General features: G+C 47.3%; 13 protein-coding genes, 1 tRNA gene and 1 pseudogene. 13 read left to right on the forward strand and 2 right to left on the reverse strand.

What is annotated here, in order from left to right:
* Window positions 1-179: 179 nt before the first annotated feature.
* Window positions 180-533, reverse strand: a pseudogene (gene tnpA, locus IQ263_RS01335) (IS200/IS605 family transposase).
* 124 nt (window positions 534-657) lie between these two features.
* Here tnpA and IQ263_RS01340 point away from each other — a divergent pair.
* From IQ263_RS01340 to IQ263_RS01400, 13 genes are all read left to right on the forward strand, one after another.
* Window positions 658-1908 carry an RNA-guided endonuclease InsQ/TnpB family protein gene (locus tag IQ263_RS01340; protein WP_194065812.1) on the forward strand — a complete coding sequence of 417 codons (1251 nt, stop codon included), beginning with the start codon at window positions 658-660 and terminating at the stop codon, window positions 1906-1908.
* Window positions 1909-1997: 89 nt separating this feature from the next.
* Window positions 1998-5678: a response regulator gene (locus tag IQ263_RS01345; protein WP_194065813.1), complete on the forward strand. Its 3681-nt coding sequence runs from the start codon at window positions 1998-2000 to the stop codon at window positions 5676-5678.
* On the forward strand, window positions 5671-6045 hold the full coding sequence (locus tag IQ263_RS01350; RefSeq protein WP_194065814.1) for a response regulator: 375 nt from the start codon (window positions 5671-5673) through the stop codon (window positions 6043-6045). Before IQ263_RS01345 ends, IQ263_RS01350 begins: the two co-directional genes overlap by 8 nt.
* Window positions 6042-7100: an adenylate/guanylate cyclase domain-containing protein gene (locus IQ263_RS01355; protein ID WP_194065816.1), complete on the forward strand. Its 1059-nt coding sequence runs from the start codon at window positions 6042-6044 to the stop codon at window positions 7098-7100. The genes IQ263_RS01350 and IQ263_RS01355 overlap by 4 nt, the downstream gene beginning before the upstream one ends.
* Window positions 7101-7338: 238 nt before the next feature.
* Window positions 7339-7857: a Ycf51 family protein gene (locus IQ263_RS01360; protein WP_194065817.1), complete on the forward strand. Its 519-nt coding sequence runs from the start codon at window positions 7339-7341 to the stop codon at window positions 7855-7857.
* A 143-nt stretch (window positions 7858-8000) separates the two neighbouring features.
* On the forward strand, window positions 8001-8603 hold the full coding sequence (locus tag IQ263_RS01365; protein WP_194065818.1) for a Uma2 family endonuclease: 603 nt from the start codon (window positions 8001-8003) through the stop codon (window positions 8601-8603).
* A gap of 124 nt (window positions 8604-8727) precedes the next feature.
* Window positions 8728-9870, forward strand: coding sequence for a tetratricopeptide repeat protein (locus tag IQ263_RS01370; protein ID WP_194065819.1), 1143 nt, complete (start codon window positions 8728-8730; stop codon window positions 9868-9870).
* A gap of 149 nt (window positions 9871-10019) precedes the next feature.
* Window positions 10020-10382 carry a type II toxin-antitoxin system prevent-host-death family antitoxin gene (locus IQ263_RS01375; protein WP_194065820.1) on the forward strand — a complete coding sequence of 121 codons (363 nt, stop codon included), beginning with the start codon at window positions 10020-10022 and terminating at the stop codon, window positions 10380-10382.
* A gap of 264 nt (window positions 10383-10646) precedes the next feature.
* Window positions 10647-11849: a tetratricopeptide repeat protein gene (locus IQ263_RS01380; protein WP_194065821.1), complete on the forward strand. Its 1203-nt coding sequence runs from the start codon at window positions 10647-10649 to the stop codon at window positions 11847-11849.
* A gap of 79 nt (window positions 11850-11928) precedes the next feature.
* The gene (locus IQ263_RS01385) at window positions 11929-13452 is read left to right on the forward strand and encodes a carboxypeptidase M32 (protein WP_194065889.1); all 1524 of its coding nucleotides are present in this window, start codon (window positions 11929-11931) and stop codon (window positions 13450-13452) included.
* A 129-nt stretch (window positions 13453-13581) separates the two neighbouring features.
* On the forward strand, window positions 13582-14073 hold the full coding sequence (locus IQ263_RS01390; protein WP_445286310.1) for a glycosyltransferase: 492 nt from the start codon (window positions 13582-13584) through the stop codon (window positions 14071-14073).
* Between the two features lie 389 nt (window positions 14074-14462).
* On the forward strand, window positions 14463-15191 hold the full coding sequence (locus IQ263_RS01395; RefSeq protein ID WP_194065823.1) for a peptidoglycan-binding domain-containing protein: 729 nt from the start codon (window positions 14463-14465) through the stop codon (window positions 15189-15191).
* Window positions 15192-15320: 129 nt separating this feature from the next.
* Window positions 15321-15402, forward strand: a tRNA-Leu gene (locus IQ263_RS01400).
* Window positions 15403-15408: 6 nt separating this feature from the next.
* Here IQ263_RS01400 and IQ263_RS01405 read toward each other — a convergent pair.
* Entirely contained in the window at window positions 15409-15657 is a 249-nt protein-coding gene (locus tag IQ263_RS01405; RefSeq protein WP_194008510.1) for a type II toxin-antitoxin system VapB family antitoxin, read from the reverse strand.
* Between the last annotated feature and the right edge of the window lie 28 nt (window positions 15658-15685).

A 15685-nucleotide genomic window follows, 5' to 3' on the forward strand; every position in this document is an offset into this window, starting at 1 on the left:
GCATAGGGCATAGGGTATAGGCCTCCGTGGGCATAGGGCATAGGGCATAGGGCATAGGGCATAGGGCATGGGGCATACCTCACTTTTTTGATAATCGCTATAGCGCGTCGCGTGAGAACCCCGGTCAATAAGCCGGGGATGAAACGCAGTTACAGCCTTAAGGCTGCCAGTATTTTATATTATTTGTTTCTTTGTTCTTCTATATATTTGCTGACGGTTTCAGTGGACAGGTTCCCGACACTGCCAACAAAATAACTAGGAGTCCACAAAGTAGGCAATTTCAGCAATTCGGGAAACTCTTTCCTCAAATAACTGGATGCCCTACCCTTAACTCTTTGCATGATGAAACTGGCGGAGTCTGTTGGCTTAATGTTAAGCAATCAATGGACACGATCCGGCACGATCTCTAAAGCAATAACTTTCCACCTGTTTTCGGTGACTACCTCAAAAATAATTTCTTGCAGCCGTTCTGCAATTTTGCCGACCAGAACGGCTTTACGGCGTTTTGGGATAAAAACAAAGTGAATATTGATCGGCGAGACAGCGTTGCTCTCGTGCCAATACTCTAAATCTTTTTTTGACAAACTCGCCCTAAGACTATTGACTCCTTTAACAATGGGTGTATGATCCACATATTACATCAACAAAAAGAATTTTGTGTTTGGATGTCAACAAGTCTTGATTAAGCCTGACAAAAAGTTAAAAGCAGTTCTAGAATATATTTGCCAAGAGTCAAACAAACTACACAACTGTGCTGTTTACTACGTTCGTCAAATATACTTTAAGTGTCATATTTTTGTCCGCCCGTTTGACATAATCAACGAGTTAAAACGCAATCCTCATTACGGAGCTTTATGCGCTCAAGCGGCTCAACAGACTTGTGGTGCTGTCGGTGAGTCGGTAAAATCTTTCAAAGGATTGATGAAATTGTTTCGCGAAGGAAAGCTTGAATCTAGACCGAAATTCCCAAATTACCGTACTCCTGGCGGGCTTCACTTAATTGCCTACCCGAAACAGGCGCTTGGCAAAAAGTTGATTGATGGTCGAATTTCTATCCCTCTTGGACAAAAAGTCAAGGCTTGGTTCGGATTGAAGAACTTTCAAATTCAAATGCCTTCTAATCTGGATTATACCGACATCCGAGAAGTGAGAATTCTTCCTAGAAATGGCTGTTTTTATGCCGAATTTGTCTACAAGTTGGTCAGCATTCAAGTCAATACTGACGATCAAAAAGTTTTAGGTATCGATCGCGGTATTGATAATTGGCTAACCTGTATCAGCAATGCAAACACAAGTTTTATTGTTGACGGAAAACATTTGAAGTCTTTAAATCAGTGGTACAACAAGCGAGTAGCTGCGTTGATGGATGGAAAGCCTAACGGATTTTGGTCGCATCAGTTGGCACGTTTAACCGAAAAACGCAATCGTCAAATGCGTGATGCGGTAAATAAGGCGGCTAAAATAGTTATTAATCACTGCCTAGAAAACCAAATTGGTACTGTTGTTTTTGGTTGGAATAAGGGTCAGAAAAATAGCGTAAATATGGGATTAAAAACTAATCAAAAATTCGTACAAATTCCTACTGGTAGATTGAAAACTAGAATCTCTCAGCTCTGCGAAAAATATGGAATTAGATTCATCGAAACAGAGGAAAGCTACACATCAAAAGCTTCATTTGTTGACAGTGACTTCCTGCCTGCAATCGGTGCAAAACCCGATGGGTGGAAAGAGTCTGGTAGAGGAATTAAGCGTGGACTGTATCGAACTAATTTACAAAATTGGTACATTAATGCAGACTGTAACGCAGCGGGCAACATCATACGAAAAGTAGCAACAATGCTAGGTCTTGACCTTAGTGGAGTTGGTAGAGGTGCCTTGACAGCGCCCTTAAGAATTGCCGTTTGGTAGTTTTTTAAGAATCCCCGTCGCTTTAGCGCGGGGAGTGTCAATAATTAAAAAGATATACTATAAAAAATTGCTACAAAGCGCCAGAAATTATGCATCCCCACCTCCAGCGCCAACTCGAACAACTCGGTTTAGCCGGCGAGTCCCCTCCCAACGCACAGCAGTGGCAGCTATTTTTAGAGCAGGTAAGTTGTAGCTATGACGAAACTCAGAGTCAGCAAGAACAGGTGGCTTTGCAGGATGCGTCCCCCTCGCCCCAGTCCCCCCCAGATTCTCCAACAGCTTCAGAATTCGATCGGCTGCGATCGACTTTCAACAGTTTGGGCGCGGGATTGTGTATCCTCGATCGAAACGGGTTTTTCCTCTCCTGGAATCCCGAAGCCGAACGCTTGCTGGGGTGGCGGGAGTCAGAACTTAGGCGTGTTTCCCTGCTGTCTCGCATCAACAGCAACCAAAACAAGGGCCAAAAACCCCAAGTTTTGACGGCCGGGAAACAGTCAGCAAGCAAAAGCGAACATGAACCGATCGCACCTACACTATCTTTACAACAGGCGATCGCCCAACGTCAACCTTGTAGTAATTGGGACGACGAATTTCTGTGCAGCGACGGCAAAAAATTACCAGTTTCCTATTTTTTCAATCCCGGAATGGACGGGAGCGAAATATCAGTATTGGTGTTTTTTGACATGACAGAACACAGGCGATCGCTCTCGATGCTGCAAGCAGTTATAGAATCTACAGATGCCGGAATTCTCGCCGTTGACAGCAACGGCAATATATGCAATTTTAATCATAAAATTATCGAAATGTGGGGCTTGTCTCAAGCAGCAGGAAAGTTGAGCCAGTCGGCGCTAGGTAAGGTCAAAAGCTCTGTCGCAACATGGTTTACCTTCGCAGCACGCCAATTAAAAAAATCCCCAAATATTCTTCAAAATCTCATAGAACTGTCGGCAAATCCAGAGGCTCAAATCAGCCAATTATTAGAACTTAAAGACGGAAAAATCCTCGAATTAAATTCGCTACCCTCAAAAGTCGGAGCAAACACAGCCGGCAGAGTCTGGAGCTTTCGAGACGTTACCGATCGCCAAAAAGTAGAACGCTCTTTGCAGCATCGAGTAGAATTAAATCAGTTGATTGCCAGTTTGTCAATCAATTTCATCAGCCAGCCAAGCTCGGAAACTGGTAAATTTATCGATCGCACTCTCGAAGCAATCGCCCGATTCACCGGATTTGACCGCAGTTACATCTACCTGTTATCAGCAGACCAAACCAGCGCCGAAAAAACCTACGAGTGGTGTAGCGACGGCATTTTGGAAATAGAAGAAGACAGCAGCCGCCAACAAATAGACATCGCCAGAATTCCTTGGATTGCCCAAAAGCTCGATCGCGCCGAAGACCTCCACATCACAGAAATCGACTCCCTCCCTCCCCCCGTTCAGACTGAAATTGCCTACTTTCAAGGCAAGAATTTACCAGAAATCCTGACCGAGTTCCCATCCCAAACAACCGAAAAAGTAGCAACCTCCTCAACAAATGCGATCGGACATTCCCCAGAAACACAATTAAATACACCTCAAAAAAATCTACAATCCCTGATAATTATTCCCCTAACTTGTAGTGAAAACCTAATAGGATTTCTCGGATTCGAGAGCTTCCAACCCGCAACAGGTCGATCGACCGAAATATTAACTCCTCTAAAAATGGTAGGGGAAATGCTCGCCAATGCCCTAGAACGCCAGCGGGCAGAACTAGCCTTGCAGCAAGAGAAATCAAGCTACCGCAGCATCTTTGAAAACGCAGTCGAAGGCATATTTCAAACCACCCCCCAGGGGCGATTCCTCAAGGCAAACCCCGCACTAGCCGAGATTTACGGCTACGAAACAGTTGAGCAAATGTTCGCCGAACTCGCAAACCTCAACCGCCACATTTACCTAAACCCCAACCAGCGCGCCGAATTTATGGCGCAATTGAACTCCGGCCGCCAAGTCTCAAAATTTGAATCGCAAATATACCGCCGAGACGGCACCACAATCTGGATTTCGGAAAACGCCCGCAGCATCTGCGACGAAAGCGGCCAGGTTTTGTACTACGAAGGCACAGTCGAAGACATTACCGATCGCAAACAGGCAGAATCCGCCATGCAGTCGGCCCTAGAAGCAGCAGAATCGGCAAACCGGGCAAAAAGCACATTTCTCGCCAACATGAGCCACGAACTGCGAACGCCCCTCAATGCCATCATCGGCTACAGCGAAATGCTCAAGGAAGAAGCCGAAGAATTGGGTGCCGGCGAATCCGTCTCTGACCTCGAAAAAATCCGCAGCGCCGGCAAACACCTGCTTTCCCTGATCGACGACATCCTAGATATATCGAAAATAGAAGCAGGTCGAATGGATCTCTACTTAGAAACCTTCGACATCCATACCTTAATTGAAAGCGCTGTCGCCACGGCCAAGCCGCTAATCGAGAAAAATGGCAACATCCTAGAAGTGTACTGTCGCGACAATCTCCACACGATGCACGCCGACATGACCAAAGTCCGGCAGGTGCTGCTGAACCTGCTGAGCAACGCTGCCAAGTTTACTAAAAATGGGAAAATTGCGATCGCAGTCGAAAGCATTAAAAATGAACAATTAAGAATGCAAAATCAAGAGGAATCTTCCCAAATTTTAATTGCCAACTCCGAATTTATCAGTTTCCGCGTCACCGACACCGGCATCGGCATGACAACAGACCAATTGCAGCGAGTTTTCCAACCTTTCACCCAAGCAGATGCCTCAACTACCCGCAAGTACGGCGGCACGGGTTTGGGGCTAGCTATCAGCCAGCGCTTCTGTCAGATGATGGGCGGCAGCATTGAGGCCTGCAGCACCTTGGGCGCAGGCACCACTTTCACCGTACTTTTGCCCAGCGCCATCCAACAGCCGTCCGTTCCCAGCCCAACCCGCGACAGCACTAAAACGGAGGACGCACCCGCTGTCGGCACGGTGCTGGTAGTTGACGATGACCCCATCTCCCAGGATTTGATCCAGCGCGCCCTGGCCCGCCAAGGACTGCACATAGAAGTCGCCGGCGGTGGCGAGGAAGCTCTCAGGCTGGCCGAGAAACTGCGGCCAGATGCGATTACCCTGGATGTGATGATGCCGGGAATGGACGGCTGGGCGGTGCTTTCGGCGCTGAAGGCAGATCCAGAGCTTGCCGAGATTCCCGTAATCCTGCTATCCTTTGTGGGCAACAAAAGCCTCGGCTTTGCGTTGGGCGCTTCGGACTACCTCACCAAACCGGTGGACGGCAAACGGCTGGCTGCTTTGTTGAATAAGTACCGACGCGATCGAGACGGCGTTGTGGCTAAAAGTTTGCCCTGTCAGATATTGATTGTGGAAGATGACGGTGCCACTCGCAACATACTGCGGCGCATACTAGAAAAACAAGGTTGGGCCGTGGCGGAAGCTGACAGCGGACAGGCGGCTCTCGAACAGCTAGAACTTGCTCGCCCGCACCTGATTTTGCTGGATTTGATGCTGCCAGAAATGGATGGTTTTGAATTGATCGCCGAACTTCGCAAGTCGCATTCTGAAGATCCTATACCGATCGTCGTTATTACTGCTAAAGACCTGACTACCGCCGAAAGGGAGCAGCTAAACGGCTATGTCGATCGGGTTTTACAAAAGGGAGTCTACAGTTGCGATACTTTGCTGCGCGATGTTCGCTCTATAGTAAATGAAAGGCTCGATCGCAGGTACGACTCGAAAGGCAAGGAGAACACCAATGGCTAAAATCCTGTTGGTCGAAGACAACGAAATGAATAGAGATATGCTGTCTAGGCGTCTGGCCCGCAAGGGACACGAGGTCTTTATTGCTGTGGACGGTGCCGAGGGAGTGTCGATGGCGATGGCGAAAGTACCGGATTTGATTCTAATGGATATGAGTCTGCCAGTGCTCGACGGGTGGCAAGCAACCCAGCAAATTAAGGCGGCCCCAGAAACTCAGACAATTCCGGTGATTGCGCTGACGGCTCACGCCATGGCGGGCGATCGTGAAAAGTGTCTCGCGGCCGGCTGCGACGACTACGACACCAAACCAGTGGAGTTTCCCCGACTCTTGAGCAAGATTGAAACGCTTCTGAAAGAGGCCATGAAATGAAAGGTGATGAGGGCAATGTACTGGTTGTTGACGACAATGAGGTGAACCGCGATTTGCTGGCTCGCCGACTTCAGCGTCAAGGCCACGCAGTGACTGTTGCTGAGGATGGTCTCCAAGCTCTGGAAATGATGCGTAGCGAGCCTTTTGATTTAGTTTTGCTAGACATTATGATGCCGCAAATGAACGGCTATCAGGTGCTGGAAAATCTCAAGGCTGACGAGAATTTGCGCCACATCCCGGTGATTATGATTTCGGCGGTGGACGATATCGACAGTATTGTGCGCTGTATTGAGTTGGGGGCGGAGGATTATCTTTCTAAACCTTTCAATCCGGTATTGCTCAAGGCTCGGATTAGTGCTTGTCTGGAAAAGAAGCGGCTGCGCGATAAGGAGCAAACTTATTTGCGGGAGTTGGCACAGGAAAAGGAAAAGTCGGAACGTTTGCTGTTAAATATTTTACCAGCTCCGATCGCCCAGCGCCTCAAAGAAGGGGAAAGCACGATCGCCGACAGTTTTGCTGAGGTAACAGTCATGTTTGCCGATTTGGTCGGTTTTACGAAGCTTTCGGCTCATTTGTCGCCGGCCCAGTTGGTAGAGTTGCTCAACGAGATTTTTTCAGCTTTTGACGAGTTGGCCGATCGCTACGGGCTTGAGAAAATTAAGACGATCGGGGATGCTTATATGGTGGTTGGCGGTTTGCCTAAACCGAGCGACAACCACGCCGAAAGCATTGCCGAAATGGCGATCGACATTCAAGCAGCCATCGCTAAGATGCAAACCAAGGGAGGTCAGCCGCTCAGCATCCGCATCGGCATCAACACGGGCCCGGTGGAAGCTGGGGTAATCGGTACTAAAAAATTTACTTATGATTTGTGGGGAGACACGGTAAATACAGCTTCGCGGATGGAATCTCAAGGGGTACCGGGCGGCATTCAGGTGACAGTTGCTACCTACGAACGCCTGCAGGACAAGTACGTTTTCCAAGAGCGCGGCGTGATTCCAGTGAAGGGTAAAGGCGATATGATGACTTATTTGCTTGTGGGCCGAAAGGCTTAATTGGTCATTAGTCATTAGTCATTGGTCATTGGTCATTGGTCATTGGTTATTGGTTATTGGTTATTGGTTATTGGTTATTGGTTACTTGCTACGAATTCCCAATCCCTCCACAACGCTAGAGCCCACTTCTCAATTCCCAATAACAACTAACAAATAACAGTCAACAGTCAACAGTCAACACTCAACTGCCAACAGTCAACAGTCAACAGTCAACAGTCAACAATTAGATAATTCTCAAATGAACGTAAATTCTAACCTATTAATGTATGCCCAATGGGCAGGAATTCTGACAGCGGCTTTGTTTGTTTTAACGATCGTAGCATTTATATTCAAATGGGGTTTTCGCTTCCGTTTGGTCGGAGTGACTAGCTTTATGGCCGTAATTGCTGCGAGTATATTTGGTCTTGGTTTGGGACTGTTTGCGCGCACGGAAATTCCCGGCGCGGTGCGCTATTCTTTAGTTTACGATACTGGCGGCGCTCAAACAGTTGTTACGGTGCCGCCTTCGATTACTGAATCGGAGTTAGAAGCAACGATGCAGCAAGCGGCGGCGGATTTGTACTCTCCAGGGCGTTCTGGACGCGGAAGAGACTACATGACTATCCGCGTTCGGACGATCGTACATCCAGAGCCGGGGCTGTCGCAGCCGCTGTTTTTGGGCGAGGTGAGGCGATCGCTCGCGACTCGATATGATGACAAAATGGCGATCGACATCTACCCCGAAAAAGTTGCTATTCTGAAAAAGTATCAAGCCTAAAAATCAATTATTCGGCGATTGAAATCGCGTCTAAACAAACAAAGTCAGCGCAACGCGAGACTAAGAAACTACTTGTTACCAGGCTCTGCCTGGTAACGCAGATCCAGAGGCTCTGCCTCCAATTTTAGGGATAATTTAAAAAAATGATTGCAATCACGAAACAAAAATTAAAATTTAACGAATTTATTACAATTTGCCCGGAAGATGGTGTTTATGAATTGGTGAACGGAGAAATTGTCAAAATGGCAACTACCAGAAATCACGATGATGTTGCTGAATTTGCAGATAGACAGTTTTATCAAGAGTGCGATCGGCTAAAACTCAACTATGTAGTAAAACGAGGCATCACGATCCAAACTACCACAAAAGAAGGTATAGAGCAAGGACGAGTGCCTGATGTCAGTGTTATCGATCGCACTTTGTGGCGTGCCGAACGCAAATCCTATACCGCACTCGAATCGCCGATTCAGTTAGCTGTGGAGGTAGTATCAACTAATTGGGAAGATGATTATGTTGACAAGCTAGATGAATACGAACGCTTGGGCATTGCTGAATACTGGATTATTGATTATTTAGCCATTGGCAAAAGAGAGTATTTGGGAAATCCGAAAATTCCGACGGTATTTGTGTTTTCGCTAAATGCTCAAGGGAAATATCAGCGTACTCAGTTTAGAGGTGACGAACAAATTGTTTCGCCCACTTTTCCAGAATTAGTGCTGACTGCCGATCGGGTATTGTCAGCTTAGTTGTGTTAGTTATTCCCTGGATTGTTTGGCGATTGAAATCGCTTCACCTCAAACGAAGTCCGCCTGCGCGGACTAAGACAGCCAACAAACAAAGACTTTAAAATTATCAAAAAACTATCTAATTATGACTCAAGAATCTGAAAAAAGGCAGCCTGCTTCGGAAAGATGGAATCAAGAAGATTATTTAGCTTTGACCGAAGCACGGAAACTCGAATTGGTGAGGATTCAAGGTTTAATTGATGAGGATGGGCAAACACCTGAACAAAAAGCTGAATTGTTTTTAGAACAAAGTTATTTATATATCTATGCTGAAGAATACGCAAAGGCGATCGCCTCCTTCGACAAAGCCTTAGAATTCAAACCCGATAAACACGAAGCCTGGATAAATCGGGGCTATGCACTGGGTAATTTAGGCAGGCTAGAAGATGCGATCGCCTCCTACGACAAAGCCTTAGAATTCAAACCAGATTATCACGCAGCCTGGAACAATCGGGGCTATGCACTGGGTAATTTAGGCAGGCTAGAAGATGCGATCGCCTCCTACGACAAAGCCTTAGAATTCAAACCAGATTATCACCAAGCCTGGTATAGTCGGGGCTACACACTGAATGATTTAGGCAGGCTTGAAGAGGCGCTCGCCTCCTACGACAAAGCCTTAGAAATCAAACCAGATTATCACGAAGCCTGGTACAATCGGGGCATTGTACTGGGTGATTTGGGCAGGCTTGAAGAGGCGCTCGCCTCCTACGACAAAGCATTAGGAATTAAACCAGATAAACACGAAGCCTGGTACAATCGGGGTGTTGAACTGCGTAATTTAGGCAGGCTTGAAGAGGCGCTCGCCTCCTACGACAAAGCATTAGGAATTAAACCAGATAAACACGAAGCCTGGATTCATCGGGGCATTACACTGGGTAATTTAGGCAGGCTAGAAGATGCGATCGCCTCCTTCGACAAAGCCTTAGAATTCAAACCAGATTTTCATGAAGCCTGGAGCAATCGGGGCCTTGCACTGAATAATTTAGGAAGATTTGAAGAAGCGATCGCCTCCTACGACAAAGCCTTAGAAATCCAACCAGATTATCACGCAGCATTTTATAATAAAGCTTGCTGCTATGCGTTGCACAGTCAGATCGATAGAGCGATTCAGAATTTGCAGCAAGCCATCAATCTGAATCCTGACACATACCGAGAAATGGCCGAAACTGACTCGGATTTTGACAGCATTCGATCGGATATTCGGTTTCAAGCCTTGATTCAAGGATAGGGATTTGCCGTCCAAGTGCGGGCGGGTTTATGAAATTGTCGGTTTGAGGCAATTATTGTTGGTGAAACCCGCCCTTACAGCATCACAAATACTCTTCAGCCGAAGCTAGCGGACACGATATGATAGAAGAATTAGTAGCGAGGTAAAAGATGACTCAACTAAATGTAACCGTAACCAATGACAGATTTCCCGAACTCATCGCCCATGTCGAGGATACTGGAGCACGAATCGTCATAGAACAGGAAGGAAAGGCGATCGCTGCTATCATTACTTATGCAGACCTGAAGCGATTGGAAGCACTAGAAGCAGCCCTAATTGACAAAGCAAAACTACAAGAACATGAATGGCTAAAAGCTACGATCGCAAATCCAGCATTTGATTCCCTAAGAGACTCAGCGGAAGATATCTACACTTTAGCTGATGGCTTGCCCTTCCACGACTCAGAATGGATTAAAACAGTAGCGATAAAGCCTAATTTTGGCTCGATTCTCGACCCTGAAAAAGACATTTAAATCTTGGGTGAGGTTTGTGATACCTGAGTGCGATCGCCCTTTTTGCGCTTCTACGCAATTTATTTAAAAAAAATAGTATTAATCTATACCTAGAAACAACAAACTTGCGTATAGATTAGAAAAAGTTGAAAAAATTGCAGAGTTACTATAAAATTGCGATAAATAACCAAATATAGGCGATCGATCAATTGCGATCGACAGCGAAAACTTAATCAATATAAAGAAAAAACGACAATTTTACAAAAAATAATGAGGTGAAACCCCTTGCAAAAATTAGCCAGCATAGAAAAGCCGATCGACTCCGTGGAAAAATTCAGATCGGTCAACGCCCAAAAAGCTCAAACACTGTACGATCGCGGTAACGCCCTAGAAACAATGGGACGCTTGTCAGCCGCGCTAGAATCGTGGTCAAAGGCGATCGAACTCGAACCAAAATTTTACGAAGCCTGGTACAACAAAGGCGTAGCCCTCAGAAAATTGGGACGGCTACCCGAAGCCATATTGGCCTACAACCAATCTTTAAAAATTCAACCAAACAATCCAGAAGCCTGGTACAACCGGGCCAACATTTTGCGGAAGATCGACAGACTCTCAGACGCCATCACCTCCTACGAACAGGCGATCAAACTCCAGCCAAACTATCACGAAGCTTGGACGAACCGCGGCAACACCCTGGTAAATTTGGAAAAATTATCAGAAGCGATCGACTCCTACAACAAAGCGATCGCCATCAAAGCAGACTACTCCGAAGCTTGGTACAATAGAGCGCTAGCCCTGAAAACCTCCGGCCAAAACACAGCGGCGATCGCCTCCTACGACAAAGCAATAGAACTAAAACCAGACTTGCATCAAGCCTGGTACAACCGCGCCGTCGCCCTAGCCGACGAAAAACTCTACCCAGAAGCCGTCGCCTCCTACGACAAAACCCTGCAACTGCGGCCAGATTCCCCCGAAGTGTGGAACAAACGCGGCACCGCGATCGCCCAAATGGGAAAATTTGAAGCAGCCATTGCATCCTGGGACAAAGCCCTCGCACTCAAGCTAGAGGATAGCGAAACCTGGTACAACCGCGGCCTGGCCTTGGCCAACTTACAGCGGTTTGAAGAAGCAATCGCCTCTTGGGACAAAACCGTAGAGTTGCAGCCAGAAAACACCGAAGCCTGGTACAACCGCGCCGTCGCCCTCAAAAAAATCCAACGATTTACCGAAGCCAGAGAGTCCTACGATAAAATCATCGCACTCAAACCCGACGACCCAAATCTTTACTATCAAAAAGCTTGCATTTACCTCCTAGAAAAAGCAGCAGGCGATGGTACAAACAACCCCGAAGCTTTAGCAACCATCACCAGCAAGGCGATCGAAAATCTATCAAGGGCGATCGAGCTCAATCCGAAGAAATACCGTGAACTCTGCCAGAATGACTCGAAATTGCGTACAATACGGGAAGAAGTGCGGTTTTTAGCTTGATTTCAGGGTAGCAATGATTGATGGATACCAATGCCGCACTGTAACCTTTTTAGGCAAAACAGTACCTCCAACGCCAATCATGCAAACCCTAGACAAAACTCAAGCAAAATTTGCTCAACTTGCAGCCCACCTCAGAGAAGTTACTGACATCGAATCAGCCTCGTCGCTGCTGCATTGGGATCAGGCGACTTATATGCCCGCCAAAGGTGCAACCGCCAGAGGCCGCCAGTTGGCCACTCTCAAACAAATATCCCACGAAAAATTTACTGACCCCAAAATAGGCGAACTCCTAGAAGACTTGCGTTTCTACGAACAAGCCCTCCCCTACGACTCCATCCCAGCCAGCCTGATCCGCATCGCCCGCAGAGACTACGATCGCGCCGCCAGAGTCCCCGCAGCCTTCATGTCCGCACTCTGCCGCCACCAAGCCGACTCCTACGAAGCTTGGGCCAGGGCCAAAGCAGACAACAACTTCGCAACCGTCGAACCCTATCTCGAAAAAACCCTAGAATTAAGCAGGCAATACGCCGACTTTTTCCCCGGATACGAACATATCGCCGATCCTTTGATCGATCGCAGCGACTACGGCATGAAAGTATCCCTGCTGCGCCCCCTATTCGCCCAACTGCGTCAAGAATTAGTCCCCATAGTCGAAGCGATCGCCTCTCAACCCGCCGCCGACGACTCCTGCTTGCATCAATACTTCTCAGAAGCCCAGCAACTAGAATTCACCCGCACAGTCGTAGAACGGATGGGGTATGATTTCCAGCGCGGACGGCAAGACACCACCCTCCACCCCTTCATGACCAACTTCTCCATAGACGACGTGCGAATCACCACCCGCGTCTACGAAGATCACTTGGATCAAGCTTTGTTCAGCAGCATCCACGAAGCCGGACACGCCCTCTACGAACTCGGCAATTCCCCAGAATTTGAAGGTACGCTTCTGGCTGGCGGCATTTCCTCCGGCGTGCACGAAAGCCAGTCGCGGCTTTGGGAAAATTTGGTCGGGCGCAGTCGCGGTTTTTGGGAATGTTTTTACCCGCAACTCCAAGGCGTATTTTTGCGACAGTTGGGACAGGTATCCACTGACACATTTTACCGGGCAATTAACAAAGTATCGCGATCGCTCGTCCGCACCGACGCCGACGAAGTAACCTACAACCTCCACGTCGCCATCCGCTTTGACCTAGAATTGGCAATGGTAGAGGGCAAACTAGCAGTGCGAGACCTCCCGGAAGCCTGGAACGAACGTTATAAAACAGACCTCGGCGTTGTCCCCGCCACCGACAGCGATGGTGCGATGCAGGATGTTCACTGGTACGTCGGGACGATCGGCGGAATGTTCCAAGGTTACACCCTCGGCAACTTGATGAGCGCTCAATTCTACGAAACCGCAGTCAAAAGCAATCCCGAAATTACCGTACAAATAGAACAGGGAAACTTTACTCTACTCCACGACTGGCTCAAACAAAACATCTACCAGCACGGCCGCAAATACACTGCCGTTGAATTGATCGATCGCGTGACCGGTTCACCTTTAACTATCGATCCTTTTGTCCGCTACATTCGCCACAAATACGGGGAATTTTATGTCATTTGAGGGATAGTAATTTCTGATTGCAAACTTTACAATGAGATTAAAAAAAGTACCAGCCCCAAAAAATAGGGCGATACTCAGATAGTATCGCTCTATTTTTTAGGTCAAATAAAAAAAAATCAAATCAGGGGAGTGCGGCTTTCCAAAAGCCTGTCCGGCGAAATCTACCGGGTAATTGCCGACGGCCAAGGTATATTTGTTCAGCCAGCCTTATTTGAAGCTTTTGGCTTGACAATTCTCGAAGCAATGATTACCGGTATTCCGACTTTTGGGACTCAGTTTGGCGGCCTGCTGGAAATTATTCAAGATGGGGTCAATGGGTTTTATATCAACCCGACAAACCACCAGAAAACTGCCCAAAAGATTCTCGATTTTTTATCGAAATGCGAACAAAATCCTAACTATTGGTATGAAATTTCAACGCGAGGAATTGACCGAGTTTACAGCACCTATACCTGGAAAATTCATACTAGCAGGCTGCTGACTCTGGCCAAGACTTACGGTTTCTGGAACTACTCGTCTCAGGAAAACCGCGAAGATATGCTCCGCTACATAGAAGCGCTGTTTGATCTAATTTACAAGCCGAGAGCGAAGGCTTTATTGGCAGAACACGCGAACCGATAAGTGGCGATTTGGGATTTGTAGGGGCCGGTTGAGAGAAAAAAGTTGACCTCGGAGCGATCGACTTTGTACAAAACTCCCTAGTAAAGATTTGTGAAGGAGAGTCGGTTTTGTACCATAGGACTATTGCTAAGAAACCCAGTTTCTACGAAAATATTGACTCTGGTAACGAAACATCTCCTCAGAAACCCGGTTTCTAAGGAATAGCGCGAAACGGCCCCTACTTTCAATTCGTAACTTCCAACTAGCAACTTCTGACTGCTGCTGTCCCATTACCTAATTTCTAAAGGCCTGGAAAGATATTTCTTAGAAAGCGATCCGGGTAATACAATGAGATTGAGAAACATGAAAACAGGGAAACCTTGTCAAACTTTACCAACAGGATGAAACTTATGCGTTTAACTACTGTTACGATTTTTAGCTTGCTAGCTCTGTTCGCTCCTGGGTTGACCAAAAAGGCAAATGCAGCCTTCGACTCCAAACCCTTTGTGCAGGAACAATACCGCAGAGACTTTGTGAGTCCCGCCGATCCTGGTGCGTCTACACAGCCGGAGGCAAATTCTCAAGGAGGTATGTTTAATAAGCCTTTTTATTCAGGGGAGCAGCAGCCTGTGAGAAAGGAAAAAACTATCTCGGCGGGAGCAGATGGGCCTGAAGTTGCGGCCATACAGCAGCGGTTGCAAGTTCACGGTTTTGCGATCGGGACGATCGACGGTTCCTATGGTTCTCGCACCAAATCGGCTGTGAGTGCTTTTCAGAAGTCTCAGCGTTTGAATTCCGACGGTATTGTGGATAAACAAACTTGGACGGCTTTAGCAGCAGATCCGGTGTCAGCTCCTGAAAGTTTGCAAAGCAATGCTGCACTTCCAAGCGACGATCGAGTTCAGAAGAGTGCTTCGGTTCCGACAAATCCTGCAACTGCTCTGACTAAAGGCGCGGCGGGTTCTAAGGTGAAGACGCTACAGGTGCGTTTGGAAATGCAGGGTTACGATCCGGGCCCGATCGACGGGATTTTTGGCGCTCGCACTGCTACGGCTGTCAAGAGCTTTCAGGAGTATAAGGGTTTGACGGCTGACGGCGTGGTTGACGAAATCACTTGGAAGGCGATCGGGCAAAACTAAGTGACGAGTCAAATATACGGAAATTCCTGTGGCCATAACTCATGATTGAACCCGGTGTCCAAAAATAACCGGGTTTCTGGATCTTGACGCATGGCTTTGTGCTGTGCTATGTTAGTTCGGTGTCAAAATGCGGATATGGCGAAATTGGCAGACGCGCCAGATTTAGGTTCTGGTTCCGAAAGGAGTGAAGGTTCAAGTCCTTTTATCCGCACTAAAGTCAATGCTTTGTTCCGGCGCGAACATCTTCCCAAATTCGATCGGGATTTAAGCTCAATTCGTGAACTTGATATTTTTCCAGAAATGCACCGAGAGATTCTCCAAAGCTAAGTTCGAGATACTGCGGTTGTTTGCGGCGTTGAATGTATTCGCGCAAGGCGATTTCAACTAAGGTTTCCAGCGAATTTTCTCGTTGTAGTTCGATCGCCTCTTGTAGCAGTGCCGTATCCACATTCAGGCTGGTCATCATTGGCTTTCATCTTTTAACCGTTGTTTTA

Source organism: Tychonema sp. LEGE 06208, assembly GCF_015207505.1.
Classification (GTDB): Bacteria; Cyanobacteriota; Cyanobacteriia; order Cyanobacteriales; family Microcoleaceae; genus Microcoleus.